This window comes from Veillonella sp. S13054-11 (assembly GCF_002959795.1).
Classification (GTDB): Bacteria; Bacillota; Negativicutes; order Veillonellales; family Veillonellaceae; genus Veillonella; species Veillonella parvula_E.
The window spans coordinates 238,350-258,946 of record NZ_PPCY01000004.1 but is presented as its reverse complement, the minus strand read 5'-3'; the positions used below and the strand labels follow the sequence as shown (position 1 = coordinate 258,946).

Below are 20,597 nucleotides of genomic sequence, written 5' to 3'. Positions count from 1 at the left end.
CTCCTACTTTTTCCGATAAATACGGTTCAATAAATCCATCTTCAATTGATAGTAGCTAGGACTCATATCAAGATAGTGACGATGTGGGTTTTCAAAGCGTTGCTCTTCAGGCCAAATTTCATTAGATAATTGTTTCTGTACATATTTTCGAATTTCCTCTAATGTTGGCAAATTTACAACGAGTTTACCATCCTTGATAACGAGTTGCTTCATCTCTTTGAAGGTACAGTTTTCAAAATATAATTCACGCCAAGGTTGCTCAGGGTCGATATATCGATATGGTTCCTCCGTATCAGGTACCTCTCTCAACAATGTTAATAGATCTGCAATCGCACGACCCTTATCATTATAAACACGATATACCTTTTTAAGCCCTGGATTAGTAATTTTTTCAACAGTCTCAGAAATCTTGATGCGCGGTTCCCACACACCATCTTTTTCAATGCTAGCAATCTTATATACGGCACCAAATACGGGATCACTTTTAGAGGTAATGAGGCGTTCCCCTACGCCAAAAATATCAATAGGTCCACCTTGTATGAGCAAAGATGTGATTGTATACTCATCTAGACTATTAGATGCCATGATTTTACAATCTTCTAAACCTGCATCATCTAGCATGCGCCGCGCTTTTTTAGCCAAATACGCAAGGTCACCAGAATCTAGGCGAATTCCTTTTAAGCGTTTCCCCATTGGCTCCAATACATCCTTTGCTACCTTAATAGCATTGGGCACGCCAGAGTTTAACACATCATAAGTATCAACAAGGAATACTGCATTATCTGGATACACTTCAGCATAGGCTTTGAAAGCATCGTATTCAGAGCCATAGTACATGACCCAACTATGCGCCATAGTACCGCTGACAGGAATGCCAAATTGTTGCCCTGCTAAAACGGTTGCAGTGGACTGAACACCACCAATATAAGCGGCTCTTGCACCGTATACGGCCGCGTCTACATTATGTGCACGACGAGCACCAAAGTCAGCCACAATACGCCCATCCGCAGCGCGAACGATGCGATTAGCTTTTGTAGCGATAAGAGATTGATGGTTCATCATAGTAAGCACTGCAGTTTCTATGATTTGTGCATCTATGAGAGGTGCCACAATTGTAATTACAGGTTCATTAGGATACATGATAGAACCTTCTGGGAAGGCATATACATCACCGGTGAAAGAGAAATCTTTTAGATATGCTAAAAATTCTTCACTAAAAATACCCTGACTCCGTAAATAAGAGATATCACTTTCATCAAAGTGTAAATTTAAAATGTACTCAACGATTTGTTCGAGACCACCAAAAATAGCAAAACCGCCCTTGTCTGGATTACGTCTAAAGAAAACATCAAATGCGACGCGATCCACATTTTTTAATTTTGTAAAGTAGCCATGTGCCATAGTCATCTCATAAAAATCCATAAGCATGCTAATATTGCGGCTTTCATGTTGCATTAGTTCACCAACTTTCTAAGATCTATAGAAATTTAGTTAATTGTTATTCGTTATTCGTATACCCTCATTATACAATATTATTCCTATATAGCTAGCACCTAGCATAAGCTATCCTAATAATCTTTATTGTGATATAACTATATATATACAATAATAATTTATATAGTTCGTATGTATGAAAGGACCTAGTCTAGACTGTAAAACAAGCGACCATTACGCTATAATACTTTATTTTATATTGTTTTAAAAGCTTTCAATAATACATACATGTCTATTTTACATGAGAATGAAAGGTACCATTATGGAAACAATCGTTCAATCAAAACGCGTATTAGAAATTTTTAAAGAAATGAGCCAAATCCCTCGTGAGTCCGGCAATGAAAAAGGCATCAGCGATTACATCGTGAACTTTGCTAAAAATTTAGGTCTTGAAGTTCATCAAGACGAAATCTTTAATGTAGTTATCAAAAAAGCTGCATCTCCAGGTTATGAAAACCGTCCATCCATCATTTTACAAGGTCATATTGATATGGTTTGTGTTAAAGACCATGACTCTAACCACGACTTCTCTAAAGATCCAATTGCTAATATCATCGAAGGCGAATGGATGCACGCAGACCATACAACATTAGGTGCCGATAATGGCATGGGTGCTGCTATGATGCTTGCTCTCCTTGAAGATGAAAGCCAACAACATGGACCAATGCAATTATTATTCACTACCAACGAAGAAACTGGTATGGATGGTGCCTTTGCCATTAAAGAAGGTCAAGTAACTGGTGACTACTTACTCAACCTAGATACAGAAGTAGAACATGACTTTACCGTTAGCTGTGCTGGTGGCTGCCACGTACATGTAAAAATTCCATTGTTACGCGAAAACAATTTACCAGGCTATGATGCGGGCTTATCCATTACAGTAACCGGCCTTAAAGGGGGGCACTCCGGCATCGAAATCAACGAGCAACGAGCTAATGCAAACCAAGTACTAACCCGTGTACTCTATGATATTCAACAACAATATCCTATTAGCTTAGCGTCTTTCGAAGGTGGCGTAAAACATAATGCAATCTCGTCTAAGGCAGTAGCTGTACTATCCGTACGCTCTGAAGATGTGGCAGCCATTAAAACATTGCTCGCATACCAAGAAAAACAATACCAACACGAATATAGCGTACAGGATCCAGGCCTTACATTTGTAGTTGAAGATGTTCCTACTCCTGAAATAGTATATGCAGAAGACACAACAGAAGCACTTATTACATATATCTATCTTGCACAAGATGGGGTTCATTCTGTAAGTAAGTCTATCCCAAACCTTGTAGAAACATCTAATAATATTGCTATCGTACGTGAAAATCAACATACCATTGAAATACTCATTTCTATTCGTAGTTCCAATAGCAATAGTCTTGAATTCTTAACGAAAAAAATGATGCTTCTTGCAAAAGCACTTGGCGTAGCTGCAGAGCGTACAGGTGGATATCCAGCATGGGAATACGACAAAGGCTCAAAATTGGAAGAACAAGCGATTTCCTTGCATAACGAAATGTTCGATACACCAGCTAATGTAAATGCTATTCACGCAGGTCTCGAATGTGGTTTGTTAAAAGGCGTATTGCCAAATACACAAATGATTAGCTTTGGGCCTACTATCGTAAGTCCTCATACACCATCAGAACGCGTTCATTTACCTTCTGTTGAAAATGTATATGTGTACCTCAAAGCATTATTAGCAAAATTACAATAAAATAAATAATTACTATATTTTTGATGTATAATTTGTTATACTATAAGCAAATAACACATCAAGTTACGAGACCCATGTAATAGTGACTCTCCAACCCTCCTACAAGTAATTCAGCCATCTCTCCAACTGAATTATCTTGTAGGAGGGATTTTTTTCATAAAAAATTTTCAACTACATAAATAAATATTTATTCATACAGGAGTATTCTTTCATATATGAACAACATGGAATGCATCGTTTTATTTATAAATAATTATGAATATCAACTACATGTGCCAGTATACTCATATATAGTATATAATCTATAAATTTCAAAAAAGGCTGTTAAACTCTGACTCATTCACTAGTCTCCATATACCCCATAGAGTATTTTCTGTGTTATCCTATAGGTGTATACTGTGTTTACATTACGCAGGAGGTATATATGATTCCAATAGTTATCATATCCGGATTTCTAGGTTCTGGAAAAACAACATTCTTACAACATATACTAAAAGAACATACATCGAAAGATAAAATTCTTATTATAGAAAACGATTTTGGTGAAACTAGCCTCGATGCTGCTAATCTTGCAAAAACAGGCGCCACAGTCCGTGAAGTAACATCTGGCTGTATTTGCTGTAGCTTACAAGGAAATTTCCAACAAGCACTACTTGATATTCTGCAAAATTACAAAATCGATATGATCTACATCGAGCCATCAGGTGTTAGCAAACTCAGTGAAATCATCCATACTTGTAACGACGAGGACATTGCAAAATCTGCTTACATTCACGCATCAATAACGACTGTCGATGCTATGCAAGCACCAATGTTTATCAAAAATTTTGGTCTTTTCTTCAAGGATCAAATCACTCATAGTGATGCGATTTTTTTGAGCCACACAGAAGATATTCAACAAACAAGCATTACGAAACGTATGATTCGCGACCTCGCACCACATACGCCAATCCATGAAGAAGCATGGGATACCATCGGTTTGCGTGATTACATCAAGCGCCTGTATCATTGTCATGATGATCACTGTTTACACGATGAACATTTATTTATGAGTCATACATTTAAGGATTTGCGCACCCTTAGTCTCGCACAATGGAAAACCATTTTAGAAGGAATGCCTGATACGGTGCTTCGTGCCAAAGGGATTGTACCAACCACGGAAGGTCCTCACGAACTCCAATACGGCACTCATTATTGTTCGCTTTCACCTAGTGAAACTAATGACTATAGTCTAGTCGTTATCGGCACAGATTTTAATGTACCAATGGTACATAACGAAGTGTGTCAATCATGATACCGGTTTATATCGTTACAGGGTTTATTGGATCCGGTAAAAGCACGTTCATAAACGAACAATTACAATACCGTAAAAAGCTAGGCGGTACCGCAATAATCAGCGCCGAAGAAGGCAGTGAACCTCTCATCAAAGAGCCCTTACAACTCAATGCGGATGAACTCAGTGCCATTGTTCCTAGCGATATCAAGTCTTACGAATTGATAGCCTGTAAAATCGGGGATTATTTAAAACGACTACAGCCAAAAGAGCTATGGATTGAGTGGAATGGCATGGTAAGCTTTCATCAACTAGAAGCCTTACTATATAGCGATATATTAAGCCACCTAGTACAAGTAGAAAAGGTATTGTATATTTGTACCGATCAATTTGTTTCAACCATACTCCCTGGTTTAGGTAATGATGTAATGAGTCAATTGTATAGTGCAGATTGTATTATCACAGAATCCAATACACATCACGCTTTACTACGTACCTACAACGGAGAGGCTAAAATTATAACAGCTCCTACACCAGAAAAAGTAGAACAACTGTGCCGGAATTCCACATGGGGACTCATTCCTAATCTATTAGTTATTGGTATTACAACCTATATACTGTTGGTCACAGCTTTTCGCCATGACATCCCCTATTCCATTCACCAATGCTTCGCCATAATCACGGGCCTCATCATCGAGGCCATTCCATTCCTTTTATTAGGCACGGTAGGCTCGACGATTATTCGCTATTTCGTGCCACAACGAGTGCTACTAAAACTGTTAGGTGACCATTCTTTGAAAAGCTATGGGGCTGCTATGGTCAGTGGCTTTGCCTTGCCAATTTGTGACTGTGCCATCATCCCCTTATTCAAGGCACTAATAGATCGAGGCATCCCTTTATCAGTAGCTCTTTTATTTATGCTCGCTAGCCCGATTATCAACCCTATCACCATTCTTTCTACATGGTATGCGTTTCCTGACAATCCCATGCTCTCCGTATGGCGTATCGTTTTAGGACTAGGTGTTGCCTTGTTAGTAGCCCTATCATTCCGATTTTGGCCTCCAGCCACATCTATTTTGAAAGCAAGAACACCACAGAATCTTAGCTACGAAGAAATCGTTTTAGAAGCAACTAAAACTAAACATATCGATAAAAAAAGATTGTTAGTCCATATGGAACAAGAGTTTTCTCAACTCTTATTCTATTTTTCCATGGCGGCAGCTGTACTATCTATAGTTCAAGTCTATGGCAAACCTTGGCTTCTCAACGCAGGATTAACCTTGCCAGAATTTACGGCCATTCCAATTTTGCTGATGTTAGCATTCTTCTTCTCTATTTGCTCTACATCAGATGCCATCATCGGTAAATCCTTGAGCACCTTATTTCCTATTAGCTCTGTGATGGGCTTTCTCATCTTAGGTCCGATGCTAGATATCAAAAACGTATATATATTAAAACAATATATGCCTACCTCATTTATCATACGATTAAGTATAACGATTGCCGTTATGTCCTATATAGCAGCATTAGTATTCAAATTCTTTCTTAGCTAATTTACAAACTTTTATAATCATTATCTCAGTTCTTAATTAATTAAAAGGAGATGATTTCATGACATTAGGACTGAAAGATCGCTTTTCTATCGTGAAAGGTCTATTGTATCTCATCTTAGGTATCTGTTGTATTTACCTCATTGTGACAGGTCGTTATTTGAACTATATTGCACCGCGTTATGAACTTTTACTAGGTATTAGTGGCGTTGCCCTTATTTTAGGCGGTCTAGCGACGATTATTTGGGCGCCGTCAAAATACTACAAGCATAACTGGAAATCTATCGTTCCGATTATTATTCCTATTATGTTGCTCATCGTTCCTCCCGTTCTTGTACCCTCAACAGGCGTTCATGGTGCCGCTCGTGTAAACGATGATACTAACAATTTTGACTTTACAAACGATGCTATTGGAGAGGTTGTCACTGTTAACAGTGAAAGCAAAGAGCCAGGAATTTCCAAGGACAAAAAAGAAATCGTTTTGAACTCAGACAATTTCTATCAAACCATTGTAAAAGTTGGATCTAATGCTGATCAATATAAAGACTACACAGTTTATATGACAGGCTATGTGAACCGCGAAGATAATACATTAAAATCTAACGAATTTACTATTTCTCGTATGGCTATGGCTTGTTGTATTGCTGACGTTGCCCCTATTGGCATGACAGCCTATAAAACAGATGGTGATAGCTTACAAAATGAACAATGGGTATCGATTGAAGGAAAGGTTTCTACCCGAGACTTCCACGGTCGTAAACAACCATATGTAGAGATTACAAAAATCAAATCTGCAGAACCTATTTTAGGCTATGTATACCCTTAAGAATTACATAAAAAACGAGGCTTAACGCCTCGTTTTTAATAGGAATGATTCTGTTAAATAAAATAACGTATATTTCATAATTCAATGTCTATATGAATCTACAACAGATTGACGCCTTATAATAGTTATAATAGTTATTCTAGTTATTCTAGTTATTCTAATTATAATAGTTATTAAAACGTCCTATTAGTGCTGTAATTCTTTAATAATTCTCTTGCCGAGAGATGCTGCTACAGCGCACAAGAAAATATCTGGGCCAACTGGGATTAGGAAGCAAGTAATAATGACAGCTTCCACACCAATCGGCTTACCTAAATACAGATTCATAATAAAGTATAGGTACACCATGCCAAGACCATATACAATAAATAGATTTAATATGGATCCGGCTAGCAAACGTTTAAACGATAGTGTATCCATTGTCTCTGCAATGCGTCCTACTGCATACGCACCAACCATAAAACCAATTAAATAACCAAAGGTAGGTTGCAAAATATAACTAGGACCACCGCCAGATGTAAAAATAGGAACCCCAACAAGACCTAGTACAATATAAATGCCAACACTAGCGGCACCTAAACGACTACCTAAAACAATGCCCGCTAATGTAGTAAATAAGATTTGCAATGTAAACGGACAATTCGGTAATGGGACCCGTATAAAAGCACCAACCGCGATTAGCGCCACAAAGAGTGCTGTCATCGTTAACTGACGGGTGGTAATGCGAGTTTGTTTTGATACAGTAGAGCTCATGGTATACCTCCATTCATAACAGACCTAAGCAGGAATTTGTGCTATCAATGGAGAATAAAAGTCCAAGATAACACGGAAACAAACTACTAACTATCTAAATTAAAGCACTTGTATTTTTAATTGTCAACTATAGTGATTGACTTTTAGTTTACTATATAGTCTAATACTATATATACTATGTTTTTAGTACTTTTTAAATTTGACTATAGCTAATAGTTATTATCAATAGTTCATAATAACTAAAAGATATACTCATCTTCATACAAAAACTACTAAACTTCATTTATCTTTCATATAACAAGATTAAATTATACGTAAGTAGATTGAGTAAAACCTACTTTCACAAAATCGTAACTAAACGAAAATTATAATTTGGTATCAGGAGGCATTGCTTATGAAAAATGTTAAGAAAGTATCCAAAGTACTATGTGCATTTGGCGTTAGTACAGTATTATTAGCAGGTGTAGTTGGTGCAGCTAGCAACCATGGTTACAACAACCATAGCAACTGGAACGGTGTTGGTAGCGTTGCTCCATCCGCACAAGCTAACTATTCTGTTGACTATATGGGCGCTGTTACAGTATTCCAACAACAATTCCCTGGCGCTACTGTAAAATCTATTTCCTATGATGCAAAACACAATCCTTACTATGAAGTAGAAGGTTATTATGGCAACCGTGAAGTAGAGCTTAAAGTAGACGAAGCATCTGGTCAAATCGTTGGTAAAGAAGTAAAAGGTTACTCCAAAGCTTCTAAAACAATTAACGTTCAAAACATCATCATTCCTGAAGTAGCTGAAACAAAAGCTATGGAAAAAGTTGGTTCTGATTTCCAAACTATGGATTGGACCGTTGAACGTGAAAACGGCAGAGTTGTATATGAATTCGATATGACAACTGGCGGCAGTAAAAATGCTGAAGTAAAAGTAGACGCTACATCCGGTAAAGTTATTAGCGCTAAAGTTAAAAACACAAAATACTAAGATTTTCATTTCATCAAGTGAAACCCTATCCTAACCCACTTAGATGACACACTACACATATAACACACATACTATACACACTGTATCCTTTGGATACACTCTCTAACACACTCTCAGAGAGCCCGTAACACTAACCACGGACTCCCTAAATCCTATCTCACACAATAGGAAAACGGTCTGTGCTCACACACCACAGACCAAACGTTACACACACTATACTCCCTTAAAGACCTTGGATCATTAAATCCAAGGTCTTTTTATGCCCATTCTATCAAGATTATATTACACCTACACAACATTTCATTCTTATAAAGACAACAACACACTAATAACAAAAAAGCCTCCCTGCGGGAGGCCTTTTGTATAAGTTTTATAGGTTTGATAGTTATGTGTTCTATTTCTTAAGCAAAGTTCAGCTTAAGGATGTCATTTGTAAGTTTTAAAGGTTTGATCTATAGTTTTCCAAACAAGAGGTACGAAAATTATGCTTTATCTAAAGCTTGTGCCAAGTCTTCGATGATATCATCGATATTTTCAAGGCCGATGGATACACGGATCATATCTGGTGTTACGCCAGCAGATTTTTGTTGTTCTTCGTTAAGTTGTGCATGTGTTGTGGATGCAGGATGGATAACAAGAGATTTAGCATCTGCTACGTTGGCAAGGTTGGAGAAGATTTCCAAGGAGTCAACAAGTTTAATACCTGCTTCTTTACCACCTTTTACACCGAATGTGAATACTGCACCAACACCTTTAGGGAAGTATTTATCAGCTAATGCTTTGTATTTGCTGTCTTCTAATTCTGGATAGCTTACCCATGCTACCTTAGGATGTTTGCTCAAGAAATCTACTACTTTACGAGCATTTTCTACGTGACGTTCTACGCGCAAGGACAATGTTTCAATACCTTGTAAGATTTGCCATGCTGCAAGTGGAGTAATGCATGCACCAGTATCACGAAGTAATTGAGCACGAATTTTTACAGTGAATGGGATTGGCAAATTACCAAATACTAATCCATTGTAGTGTTCGTCACCTTCGGAGAAGCCAGGGTATTTACCAGAACCTTTATAGTCGAATTTACCAGATTCTACAACTACGCCAGCCAATGTTGTACCGTGACCACCAAGGTATTTAGTAGCAGAGTGTACAACTACGTCAGCACCATGTTCTAATGGACGGAATAAGTATGGAGATGCAAATGTATTGTCTACAATCAAGATGATATTGTGTTTATGTGCAATATCAGCTATGGCTTGTACATCGATAAGATTAATACCAGGGTTACCAATAGATTCGATATAAACGGCTTTAGTCTTTTCATCGATAGCTGCTTCAAATTCTTCCAAATGATCGGGATTTACGAATTTAGTTTGAATCCCCAATCGAGGCAATGTAGCAGTAAACAAATTATAAGTACCACCGTACAATGTAGATGCTGATACGATATTATCACCAGCGTTAGCTACGTTCAAAATGGAATATGTAATTGCTGCAGAGCCAGATGCTACAGCTATACCGCCTGCGCCACCTTCAAGTTCTGCCACACGAGCATCCAATACATCGGTTGTAGGATTGCCAAGGCGAGAGTAAATACCACCAGGATTAGTCAATGCAAAACGGCCTGCTGCTTCTTCTGCATCTTTAAATACGAAAGATGTAGTTTGGTAAATAGGTACTGCACGAGAACCTGTTGGATCCACGGTATGACCAGCATGTAATTGTAATGTTTCAAATCTGTATTGTTTGCTCATTATAACAACTCCTTTATATTAACTGTGAATTGAGTTCATTCTTTATGCCTAGTATAGTACTATGTTTTAAAAAATATGTCTACTATTTTTTATATGGTCTTCTCCATAACTTTAAACTATGGTAAGCAAAGGACGATAAAAACTTTTACCAAAGACTCTAATGCGAACTAAATCATTTTATGAAAAATAAAAATCCCCTAATTACTTCCAAAGAACTAGTTCCCTTGAGAAATGTTAGAAGTAATTAGGGGTACATATTACTATCAATAGATTAGAAATAAGTACTTACATTTAGATGTAAGCGCCTAAATTTTTATCCCGTTCAAATTTCATTTTTTGGATTTGTTCAATGATGTACGGTGTTTCTTGGTATACATAGTAGTTCAACCAGTTTGTAAATAATAGTGTACTTACAGAGCGCCAGCGCACGATGGGACGTTGTTTTGGATCATTATCCGGGAAGTAGTTTTCAGGAACTGCAATATCCATACCTTTTTTGATATCCCGCACGTACTCACGGTTAAGTGTGTCCCAATCGTATTCGGCATGACCAAATACAAAGATATGCTTATTATCTAAACTACGAACGATAGCAGCACCTGTTGGTTCAGACCCAGCCAAAAGTTCCAAGTCACGATTTTCCTTAATTTGTTGCAAAGAAACTGTAGTGTGACGAGAATGTGGCATCCAAAACTTTTCATCAAATCCACGCATGAGCACTGGTCGATCATTATAAATATCGTGTTCATAAACACCGAATAATTTCTCATCCATAATAGATTTGTTAATACCAAAGTGATGATATAAACCAGCTTGAGCCCCCCAACAGATATAGAAGGTCGAATATACATGTTCTTCGCCCCAGTTCATGATTTCTACGAGTTCAGACCAATAGTCTACCTCTTCAAAAGGCATTAACTCAACAGGAGCACCGGTAATAATCATACCGTCAAAGAACTGGTCTTTTACCTCATCAAAAGTACGATAGAAAGTTTCTAAATATTGTTCATCTGTATTTTTAGCCTTACGAGATGCGGTATGCAACAATGTTAAATTAACTTGCAATGGGCTATTACTGAGAGCACGCAAAATTTGCGTCTCCGTCACTTCTTTAGTAGGCATCAAATTGACTAGCAAAATTTGCAAAGGTCGGATCTGTTGATTTTCCGCCCGCTCAGTATCCATAACGAAAATATTCTCTTGAGCTAATTTCGTTATGGCCGGTAAATTTTTTATTACTTTAATAGGCATAATGTCACCTCTACATATTCTACAATTTGATAACCTAATCTAATTAAAAGCCCTTAGCCTCATAGGCACGGCGCCAAGATTCGAACCCTTCTTCTAATATTTTACGAGGACAAGCAACATTAATGCGTTCAAAGTCCTCCCCATCGATGCCAAACATAGAACCCGTATCGAGCCATAACTTGGCATCATTAACGATCCATTCATCTCGCTCTTTAGGGCTCAGCGGCAATTGAGAACAATCTAGCCACATGAGATATGTCCCTTCAGGCCGATACACATGGATTTTTGGCATATATTTTGCTATATAGTCGATGGTAAATTGAATATTGTCTTGAATATATTCTTTCAATTCATCAAGCCAAGGAGCCCCTACTTTGTAGGCCCCTTCACAGCCCACAATCCCCATCGTGTTCAATTGGCTATAACCAGCACGATCGATTTCTTTGATAAAACGGCGGCGTAAGGAATCATTAGGAATGAAAATATTACTTACTTGTAAGCCTGCAATGTTGAAGGTCTTACTAGGTGCTGTACATACAATACAGTGTTCTGCATAGCTTTCACCAAGAGCGGCAAAGACCTTATGCGTATGCCCTTTCCATACAAAATCTGCATGGATTTCATCGCTCACAATGAGCACATTATGTTTAATACAAATATCGCCGAGGCGTTTCAACTCGTCCTCAGTCCACACGCGTCCTACCGGATTATGGGGGTTACACAAGAGGAATAATGTAACATTTTCCTCAACGATAGCTCGCTCAATGCCTTCAAAGTCGATAGTATATCTCTCTTCGCCTTTGATGAGCGGCACATTGATAAGATGCCGATTGTTGTCATCAATAACCATGCTAAATGGGTAGTACACTGGTTGGTTGATGAGCACACCTTCACCCTCCTTGGTGAAAGCTCGCACCGCCATCGCCAAAGCAAATACAATCCCAGGCGTTTTAACAAGCCATTTTTGTTCTGGAATCCAGTTAAAACGAGTGCTAAACCAATTTTGTAACACATCAAAGTATTCGTCGTCGGACTCGGTATATCCGAACACACCATGGTTTACGCGGTCTAATAAAATTTGCTTCAATTCAGGGGGAATTTCAAAATCCATATCCGCTACCCAGAATGGCAACACATCCGCAGGTTTGCCTCGTTTTACAGCAAAATCATATTTTAAAGATTTCGTGTGCGTTCTATCTAAAATTTGATCAAAGTTATATTGTCCCATAGGAACTCCTTTATTTATTAAAAGCTTGTTCCAAGTCTGCAATCAAGTCTTCTGTATCTTCAATCCCTACAGATAAACGCAACAAACGACGTGTAATACCTTTACGTTCTGCATCTTCCGGTTTTAAATCTGGATGTGTTTGCGTTACAGGGTATGTCAACAAGGATTCTGTACCACCAAGACTTTCAGCGAATTGAATAAGCTCAATACCTTCTAATACTTGTTTAGCCGTTTCTTCGCTATCTACTTCGAAGGATAACATGCCGCCAAAGCCTGTTGTTTGAGCTTTATTGATTTCATAGCCCGGATGTTCAGGAAGTCCTGGGAACAATACTTTTGTTACCTTAGGTTGTGTCTTTAGCCATTCCGCAAGAGCAATGGCATTCTTTTGGTGTTGCTCCATACGAAGTGCCAATGTTTTTACGCCGCGAATAACGAGCCAGCTATCCATAGCGGATAGGCATGCACCAACTGTTTTGTATGTTAAACGCAATTTTGCAGCGATTTCTTCATCTTTTACAATAGTAAAGCCAGAAATTACATCATGATGACCACCAATGAATTTGGTACCACTATGAACGACAATATCGGCACCCAAGGTCAATGGCTTTTGGAAATATGGACTTAGAAAAGTATTGTCGATGATTACTAGCGCATTACGTGCATGCGCCATTGCACAGAGTGCACGAATATCGGTAATCTCCATCATAGGATTTGTCGGTGTTTCAATATAAACAGCCTTTGTATTCGGTTTAAAAGCAGCTTTCACCGCATCAAGATCAGAGGTGCCTACATAAGTGAACTCAATGCCGTTCTGTTCATAAATATTTGTGAACATACGGATAGAACCACCATATAAATCATCACCTAAGATGATGTGATCTCCAGGAGAGAATAGGTGGAATACTGCGTCCACAGCTGCCATACCGGAGGAAAATGCCAATGCATCTGTACCTTCTTCAAGGCCAGCTATCAATTGTTCTAAGCGGTCACGTGTTGGATTAGACTCACGTGAATATTGGTAACCTGTTGTATCACCCAACTTTGGATGAGAGAACGTACTAGACATATAGATTGCAGGGGAAATCGCACCGGTATCATCCGGTTTACCACTGCCATGAACGCATTTTGTATTAAACTTCATTCCAATCAACTCCTCATATTTGTATACAATATGTTAATTATAAGAGTAGACAATGATTAAGGTCAACAAAAATGGGCACTCATACATCCTGAGTGCCCCTAAAAAGACATATCTATTTTGAATGGGTTGTCATAACTCTAAGTTAAGTTGACCTAATTTTTAGTGCGTTTAGTAATAAGTAATGCCAAAATAATCCCTAATGACGAAGTTACCAATTGCGGCCAACTAGATACGAAAAGCATGGTATTTACAATCTTTGGTGGAAATTGGAACAAGGAGAAAAACAAGGAATACCCGCCAAAGAGTACGCCGGCTTTTACCAAAGCCGCCACAATAATAAGTAAAAGCTTTGGCTTATGTTGTAACCAATGTGCCACAAATACATACGCTGTCGTGCCAAGAGCCGTAATCAAAATGAACGGCGGTAGCGGTAACATACCTTGTAAATGCGCTACTACCGGAGCGATCCAAGCGATAACGAGACCATTCTTCCAACCATAGCGCCACGTCGCTAAAACAAATGTAGCAGATGTAATGGAACCGATGAGGAACATACTCACTTGGTTTGGAATAAATGGAAACATAAGGCGCAAGCTTTGCGCCAATAAGGCAACGGCCAACAAGAGACCTGTGCCGGTAATAGATTTTGTAGACATAAGAACCTCCTACTATACGATATAGATTTTACAAGAGGTACCTACCTCACATTTAAAATTAAGCCTCTACAAAATATAGACGTGCTCGATCATATACCCAATTATAAATATAAGTATAACCTAATATGACTAATGTCATCGTTATATCTGTAGCAAAGGCCATCCAAAAGCTCATATGCATCATGTACATAATAATAGGCACTGTGGCAAGCATAAACAAACCTTCAAACAACACTGCATGAATTGTGCGGATTACAGGCCCTCGTGCTAATCGATCACCTGGTACTAGTTTATCAAATATCCAGTTAAACACAAAATTCCAAACCATAGCCAGTAAGGAAAAAATAACCATCAAAGCAAGAGGCTGACCCTCATGAGGAACAAACTGCATCACCGACCAGCCAATCATAACACAGCCCAACTCATATAAAATCGACTGTACAACACGCTCTGTAGCAGACATAATAATAAACCACCTCCATCAGAAACCCCAAAAAAGATATTTACTATCACATCAATATTATATTTATTATTTTAGATTTGTCGAGCTCTGTCGAGTTATGCCATTTTCGGATATAAGGAAAGCCCCTCGTAGTGTTCTGTAAGCTCTACTTACTTTTCCTGAAGTGAGTTATACCCTTTTCGGGTATAAGGAAAGCCCCTCGTAGTGTTCTGTAAGCTCGACTTGCTACTCCCGAAGTGAGTATTGCCATTTCAGGATAAAAAGAAGCCGCATTGTATCTACTAAGCGACTTGCAGCGAATGGAGCGCAAGAAGATACAATGCGGCGGAAAGCTATCCTAAAAGTGGCATTACGAACTGAATCCATGGAATACCCACCACGATAAATATCGCAAGGTAGATAATCCCAAAGATAGCGCCTAATTTCCAGAATTCAGGCCCTTTGTTATAGCCACTAGCAAACCAGATTGGACTGTGACCAGTACCATATGGTGTAAGGATACCCATAATACCCATTGGTACTAAAAGAATTAACATAACTTGAGCTGGATCAACACCAGGAATTTGAAGAATTAGAGTAGCAAACAAGCCTACCATAGCTGTTACATAAGCAGTGCCAGAAGCAAAGAAGTAACGAAGTAAGCAAAATGCTAATAACAAGCCAAGAACTGCCATTGTAGGATCTAAAGAAACCAAAGAATCACCAGCAGATTTAGCAAGCCAGTCTAAGAAACCTACATTTTTAAGGCCAGAAGCCATAGGTACGAGTGTAGCAAACCAAGTCAAAACATTCCATGCTGGTTTGTTAGCAAGGAAGTCTTGCCATGTCATAATCTTAGTGAAAATCATCAAGATAATAACAATCAAAGCTGTTGTTGTAGGGTTTACTTTGAATGTAGAAGCACCAATCCACAACACAAGAGCCAACACGGAAATCAAGGCCATGAAAATTTCACTGCGTGTCATGGAACCTAATTTCTTATATTCATCCCTTGCCCATGCTGCAATTTCAGGGGACCCTTTTACCTCCGGTTTACAGAATACATAGGTCAATAATGGTGTGATGATAAATAGTATAATACCCACTGGCAAGAATGCTAGGAACCATGTGCCCCAGTTGGCAGCTACGATACCCGACTTTGCAGACAATTCAAGAGCCAATGGATTTGGCGCCGCACCAGTCAAGAAAATAGAGCTAGATACACAAGTTGTTGCCAATGCTACCCAGTTCAAATAGGAACCAATTTTACGAGGATTCTTATCGGGGTAAGAATCGAACATCGGACAAATACTAGATACAATTGGATAAATCGTACCACCAGAACGAGCCGCATTACTTGGAATAAATGGAGCCAACACAAGGTCAGTAATAGCAATAGCATACCCAAGGCCTAAAGAGGACTTTCCAAGCTTGGCTACGAGGAACAATGCAATACGTCGACCAAGACCAGAATTTTCATAACCGATACCGATCATAAATGCTGCGAATATCAACCACACGATAGCATTAGAGAAACCGCTAAGTCCCCAGCTGATAGCTTGGGCATCCGTAATAGCCTTTGCTACACCAGTTGCTTTGTCTATAATAGGTGCTGGACCAACCTTAAATAACATAGATACGGTAACAGCAATGATACCGATGAAAGCTGGTGGCATTGGTTCTAAAATCAACCCCACCACAAGGCCTGCAAAAATACTTACATAAATCCAAGAATTTGCGCTAAGACCTTCAGGAGCACCGATGAGCCATACAAGAATAGCTACTACAAGCGGTGCAAATAATTTCCAATTCAACTTCATTAAGAACACTCCTTACTAAAAATAAAACTGCAAAATTGCTAATACAGTATAGCAGAATTTTTTTAGTGAGAATATAATATTCGTCATAATACTTATTGATTAATACTAAACTTTTAGTAATAGTTTTTACTAGATATTTTTGGTTTTATACAATACAATATAAATATCGAAAATTATTAATTTAACTAAAATTACTGAAAGGATTTAAATGAAACCTTTTATACGCTATATAAAATCTTTATGGTTTCCAGTCATTATCGTATCAATTCTTTCGTTACTCACCGTGGCAGGCACATTATATATACCAACCTTAACGGCCACAATCATCAACGATGGCGTAGATATTCGCGACGTATCTCGTGAAAGCTTACACAACACGGTAGGCATGGTACTGCAAGATACTTGGATTTTTACCGGCACTATCACAGAACAAGGAACACACCACGAACTCATCAAACGCGGTGGTCACTATAAAGAACTATACGAAAACTATGTGGCAGGAATAAGTATATAAAATTCAGGATTACCATTAACATCAATGTGAAGGGTTCCATATCCATCATTGATATCTTTCGTCATTTCATATATAGTAACCATAGAAGCAGAATTACTGGTCTGACTACCTGTACCTTTATGTACAGCAGCAGCAGTAATTCTGCTTTTTATTATAATATATAATTTCATATAAATTAAAATCATTAGGTGAAACCCTTATTTTATTCAAACCTTGTTCCGTAGTTAACCTAATAGCACCTAAATCAAACAAATCAAAATCATGTGACGACCCATGACACGCAGCTTGATAGTACTGATAATTATATTGTTTTTGAAGCTTGTCTAAATCTTTTTCGTTTAGTATACTATTGTTAATCATAAACTGATTAACACTCATTTGTCCGCTTGATTGGACGTTATTGACTGTTAATTGGTTTATTTTTTGTATTACCATACAATAGAATTATAGGAAAAAAGAACCACCGATAAGCTGCAACTTATCGGTGGTTCTCTTATTTATTCACCTTTTGGTACGAACCATAGGCCGTTATTATTTTTCTCCATGTAGTCTTTGAATTCTTGAGATTGGTAAGCTGCTACAATGTCTTTTGCCCATTGTGCATCTTTATTTTTCTCATTAACTACAAGTTGTAATAACCATTGTGGCAATACATCTTCATTTGCCAATGCGGATTTAGGATCGATTTTTGCATTATAGATAATAGCACCTGTAATAACGATATAATCAAAATCAGTACGTACAGAAGGAATTGTAAGGGATTTCATTTCTGTAAATTTAAGATGTTTAGGGTTTTCAACAATATCCGCTTGTGTTACTGTTGCTAAATCTTTGTTAGGATCAAGTTTAATCCAACCGATTTTTTGCAATAGCACATAAGCACGAGCCATGTTAGATGCATCATTAGGAACTGCAATAGTATCGCCATCAGCTACTTGATCTAAAGATGTCTTAGAACCACTAAAGATACCAGCTGGCACTGTTGGAATTGGAGTCAATGCTACAAGATGACCATTTTGTTTTTCGTTGAAGTTTTTCATGTATGCTGTATGTTGTTCAACATTAAAATCCACTTCACCATCACTCAATACTTGGTCTGCTTGTACCAAGTCAGACATATCTACACCTTTGAAGGTATAGCCTTGTTTTTCTAAAATTGGTTTTACACCTTTTTCAAACAATTCAGAATAAGGGCCTTGAGATTTACTATAGGTTAATTCTTTTTTAGCACCATTATCACTATTATTAGAACCACAACCTGCGATAAAAGCTACGCTAAATACTAATGCCACACCAAGGGCAAGGATTTTTTTAAATTTCATAGTACATTCTCCTATACTTTCACAATCCATATAACTAAAATCTATTTCATCAAATTAGGAACGACGCGCACGACGTGCAAAGTAGTTACCTATTGTTTGAATAATTTGAACAAAAATAATTAAAATAACAACGGTAAATAACATCAATGGAAAGTTCAACCGTTCATAACCATAAGTAAGGGCCAAATCACCTACACCACCAGCACCAATGGCACCAGCCATAGCAGTAGCACCGATAAGACCTATGGTACCTGTTGTAATAGATAGAATAAGCGAACCCTTTGCCTCTGGTAAAAGGAAATGCCAAATCACCTCAAAATGAGAGGCCCCCATCGACTGTGCAGCCTCAATAATGCCTTTATTGACCTCTAAAATAGAGTTTTCAAAGAGTCGAGCAAGATACGGCGCAATGAATATAACAAGCGGTACGATGGCCGCTGTTGTACCAACACGAGTACCAACAATCATCTTTGTTAATGGCAAGATAAACACCATCAAAATGATAAATGGTACAGAACGCACGATATTAACAATTGTATTTGTTATAGTATAGACCACAATATTTTTAATGATGCCATTAGGATTTGTCACCACTAGTGTAACTGCGATAATTAGACCTAGTACGGTACCAATGAATAAAGACAGGAACACCATATATAATGTCTGTTCTGCAGCTAGTACTAACTGCGAACCGGGAACGCCAAGTTCTTGCATAAAGAAGTCCATTATAGTGTCACCTCCTGCCATTCGATGCCTTGCGCTACAAGATACTCTTTTACCTTGCCCACTTCCAGATCATCACCAATAAACTGAACAATGAAAATACCAAGTACAGTATGTTCTAACTCTGTTACCGTAGCAAATAATACACTCGTTTCTAAATCAAAGGTTTTATTAATATGATATAGAACATTATCTGTCGTATTATTTCCTAAGAAATGCATCTTAAGAATTGTGTATGGCCTTTTATCACAAGCTAATGTATGTTTCACGGTTGATGGAATTTCATCAGGAATTACAGTCCTAACAAATCGCTTTGTTGTTTCGTGTTTAGGTTTACTAAACACCTCAAGTACAGATCCGCTCTCTATGAGCTTTCCATGCTCCATAACTACAACGCGATTACATATCTTTTGGATTACATCTATCTCATGAGTTACGATAACGACTGTTACCCCTAGTTCACGATTAACGCGTTCTAATAATTGAAGAATAGACTCTGTTGTATCTGGATCAAGAGCACTTGTTGCTTCATCGCAAAGCAGAATTGATGGATCTGTAGCCAACGCACGAGCAATACCAACGCGCTGCTTTTGACCACCAGATAATTCTCCTGGATAGGCATTTGCTTTATCACCTAAATCAACAAAGTCTAACAAGGTTTTAACCTTGTTATCAATCTCTGATTTAGAAACTTTATTTAGAAGTAATGGAATCGCCACATTATCATACACAGATTTAGCATTCAATAAATTAAACTGTTGAAACACCATGCCGATGCGCTTACGAACCTTTCTGAGCTCGCTAAAACTTAAGCCATTGATATTCACACCATCTATTTCAACATGACCAGAGGTAGGTACCTCTAAAGCATTAATCATTCGTAACAGTGTAGATTTGCCAGCTCCACTGAAGCCAATAATGCCAAATATGTCTCCTTTTTCTATGGTAAAATTTACATCAGATAATGCATTAACCTTTTGCTTATTAACATCAAATTCTTTCGTTACATTTCGTATAGCAATCACTGTACTGTCTCTTTCCCTGCACATCGATAGGAATTAATATTTCTTATAAATCATATCTTTAAGGTATGTTTTAATTATGTACTTAGATTACTACAATTTATAATGACTGTCAAACAAAAAAGAACCTCA

The 20,597-nt window shown here is 37.9% G+C and carries 18 protein-coding genes and 1 pseudogene; 6 read left to right on the top strand and 13 right to left on the bottom strand.

The features are described 5' to 3' along the window. Positions 1 to 3: 3 nt before the first annotated feature. Entirely contained in the window at positions 4 to 1,455 is a 1,452-nt protein-coding gene (locus tag VPHSUH08_RS05045) for a nicotinate phosphoribosyltransferase (RefSeq protein WP_105086929.1), read from the bottom strand. A 301-nt stretch (positions 1,456 to 1,756) separates the two neighbouring features. Here VPHSUH08_RS05045 and VPHSUH08_RS05040 point away from each other — a divergent pair, with 301 nt between their 5' ends. The 4 genes from VPHSUH08_RS05040 to VPHSUH08_RS05025 all read left to right on the top strand — a co-directional run bounded on the left by VPHSUH08_RS05040 (position 1,757) and on the right by VPHSUH08_RS05025 (position 6,854). Then, positions 1,757 to 3,205, top strand: a complete 1,449-nt coding sequence (locus tag VPHSUH08_RS05040; protein ID WP_105086928.1) for an aminoacyl-histidine dipeptidase — start codon at positions 1,757 to 1,759, stop codon at positions 3,203 to 3,205. 424 nt (positions 3,206 to 3,629) lie between these two features. Continuing rightward, positions 3,630 to 4,499 carry a GTP-binding protein gene (locus tag VPHSUH08_RS05035; protein WP_008602960.1) on the top strand — a complete coding sequence of 290 codons (870 nt, stop codon included), beginning with the start codon at positions 3,630 to 3,632 and terminating at the stop codon, positions 4,497 to 4,499. Beyond that, a complete protein-coding gene (locus VPHSUH08_RS05030; protein ID WP_105086927.1) occupies positions 4,496 to 6,031 on the top strand; it encodes a permease in 1,536 nt (511 codons plus the stop codon). The genes VPHSUH08_RS05035 and VPHSUH08_RS05030 overlap by 4 nt, the downstream gene beginning before the upstream one ends. Positions 6,032 to 6,089: 58 nt before the next feature. Further along, positions 6,090 to 6,854 carry a TIGR03943 family protein gene (locus tag VPHSUH08_RS05025; RefSeq protein WP_008602964.1) on the top strand — a complete coding sequence of 255 codons (765 nt, stop codon included), beginning with the start codon at positions 6,090 to 6,092 and terminating at the stop codon, positions 6,852 to 6,854. Between the two features lie 186 nt (positions 6,855 to 7,040). Here VPHSUH08_RS05025 and VPHSUH08_RS05020 read toward each other — a convergent pair whose 3' ends face one another. Continuing rightward, positions 7,041 to 7,607: a biotin transporter BioY gene (locus VPHSUH08_RS05020; protein ID WP_008602966.1), complete on the bottom strand. Its 567-nt coding sequence runs from the start codon at positions 7,605 to 7,607 to the stop codon at positions 7,041 to 7,043. 394 nt (positions 7,608 to 8,001) lie between these two features. Here VPHSUH08_RS05020 and VPHSUH08_RS05015 point away from each other — a divergent pair, with 394 nt between their 5' ends. Further along, positions 8,002 to 8,589 (top strand): PepSY domain-containing protein, encoded by a 588-nt coding sequence (locus VPHSUH08_RS05015; protein WP_105086926.1) that lies wholly within the window; start codon positions 8,002 to 8,004, stop codon positions 8,587 to 8,589. A 482-nt stretch (positions 8,590 to 9,071) separates the two neighbouring features. Here VPHSUH08_RS05015 and VPHSUH08_RS05010 read toward each other — a convergent pair whose 3' ends face one another. The 7 genes from VPHSUH08_RS05010 to VPHSUH08_RS04980 all read right to left on the bottom strand — a co-directional run bounded on the left by VPHSUH08_RS05010 (position 9,072) and on the right by VPHSUH08_RS04980 (position 16,884). After that, on the bottom strand, positions 9,072 to 10,343 hold the full coding sequence (locus tag VPHSUH08_RS05010) for an O-acetylhomoserine aminocarboxypropyltransferase/cysteine synthase family protein (protein WP_101928730.1): 1,272 nt from the start codon (positions 10,341 to 10,343) through the stop codon (positions 9,072 to 9,074). Between the two features lie 291 nt (positions 10,344 to 10,634). Next, positions 10,635 to 11,594 carry a homoserine O-succinyltransferase gene (metA, locus tag VPHSUH08_RS05005; RefSeq protein ID WP_004697897.1) on the bottom strand — a complete coding sequence of 320 codons (960 nt, stop codon included), beginning with the start codon at positions 11,592 to 11,594 and terminating at the stop codon, positions 10,635 to 10,637. Positions 11,595 to 11,637: 43 nt separating this feature from the next. Beyond that, positions 11,638 to 12,822 carry a MalY/PatB family protein gene (locus VPHSUH08_RS05000; protein WP_105086925.1) on the bottom strand — a complete coding sequence of 395 codons (1,185 nt, stop codon included), beginning with the start codon at positions 12,820 to 12,822 and terminating at the stop codon, positions 11,638 to 11,640. Between the two features lie 10 nt (positions 12,823 to 12,832). After that, positions 12,833 to 13,966 carry a PLP-dependent aspartate aminotransferase family protein gene (locus VPHSUH08_RS04995; RefSeq protein ID WP_101928729.1) on the bottom strand — a complete coding sequence of 378 codons (1,134 nt, stop codon included), beginning with the start codon at positions 13,964 to 13,966 and terminating at the stop codon, positions 12,833 to 12,835. A 152-nt stretch (positions 13,967 to 14,118) separates the two neighbouring features. Then, positions 14,119 to 14,622 carry a hypothetical protein gene (locus tag VPHSUH08_RS04990; RefSeq protein WP_101928728.1) on the bottom strand — a complete coding sequence of 168 codons (504 nt, stop codon included), beginning with the start codon at positions 14,620 to 14,622 and terminating at the stop codon, positions 14,119 to 14,121. Positions 14,623 to 14,680: 58 nt separating this feature from the next. Further along, on the bottom strand, positions 14,681 to 15,085 hold the full coding sequence (locus VPHSUH08_RS04985; protein ID WP_105086924.1) for a PACE efflux transporter: 405 nt from the start codon (positions 15,083 to 15,085) through the stop codon (positions 14,681 to 14,683). 332 nt (positions 15,086 to 15,417) lie between these two features. After that, complete coding sequence (locus VPHSUH08_RS04980; RefSeq protein WP_105086923.1) at positions 15,418 to 16,884, bottom strand: DASS family sodium-coupled anion symporter; 1,467 nt, start codon at positions 16,882 to 16,884, stop codon at positions 15,418 to 15,420. 208 nt (positions 16,885 to 17,092) lie between these two features. Here VPHSUH08_RS04980 and VPHSUH08_RS09605 point away from each other — a divergent pair. Then, positions 17,093 to 17,314, top strand: a pseudogene (locus VPHSUH08_RS09605) (hypothetical protein); the annotation flags it as partial. A gap of 59 nt (positions 17,315 to 17,373) precedes the next feature. Here VPHSUH08_RS09605 and VPHSUH08_RS04970 read toward each other — a convergent pair. From VPHSUH08_RS04970 to VPHSUH08_RS04955, 4 genes are all read right to left on the bottom strand, one after another. Next, entirely contained in the window at positions 17,374 to 17,583 is a 210-nt protein-coding gene (locus VPHSUH08_RS04970) for a hypothetical protein (RefSeq protein ID WP_012863840.1), read from the bottom strand. A 312-nt stretch (positions 17,584 to 17,895) separates the two neighbouring features. Then, positions 17,896 to 18,720 carry a MetQ/NlpA family ABC transporter substrate-binding protein gene (locus tag VPHSUH08_RS04965; protein WP_105086922.1) on the bottom strand — a complete coding sequence of 275 codons (825 nt, stop codon included), beginning with the start codon at positions 18,718 to 18,720 and terminating at the stop codon, positions 17,896 to 17,898. Positions 18,721 to 18,774: 54 nt separating this feature from the next. Next, a complete protein-coding gene (locus tag VPHSUH08_RS04960; protein WP_105086921.1) occupies positions 18,775 to 19,446 on the bottom strand; it encodes a methionine ABC transporter permease in 672 nt (223 codons plus the stop codon). Next, positions 19,446 to 20,468 carry a methionine ABC transporter ATP-binding protein gene (locus VPHSUH08_RS04955; protein WP_105086920.1) on the bottom strand — a complete coding sequence of 341 codons (1,023 nt, stop codon included), beginning with the start codon at positions 20,466 to 20,468 and terminating at the stop codon, positions 19,446 to 19,448. The genes VPHSUH08_RS04960 and VPHSUH08_RS04955 overlap by 1 nt, the downstream gene beginning before the upstream one ends. Between the last annotated feature and the right edge of the window lie 129 nt (positions 20,469 to 20,597).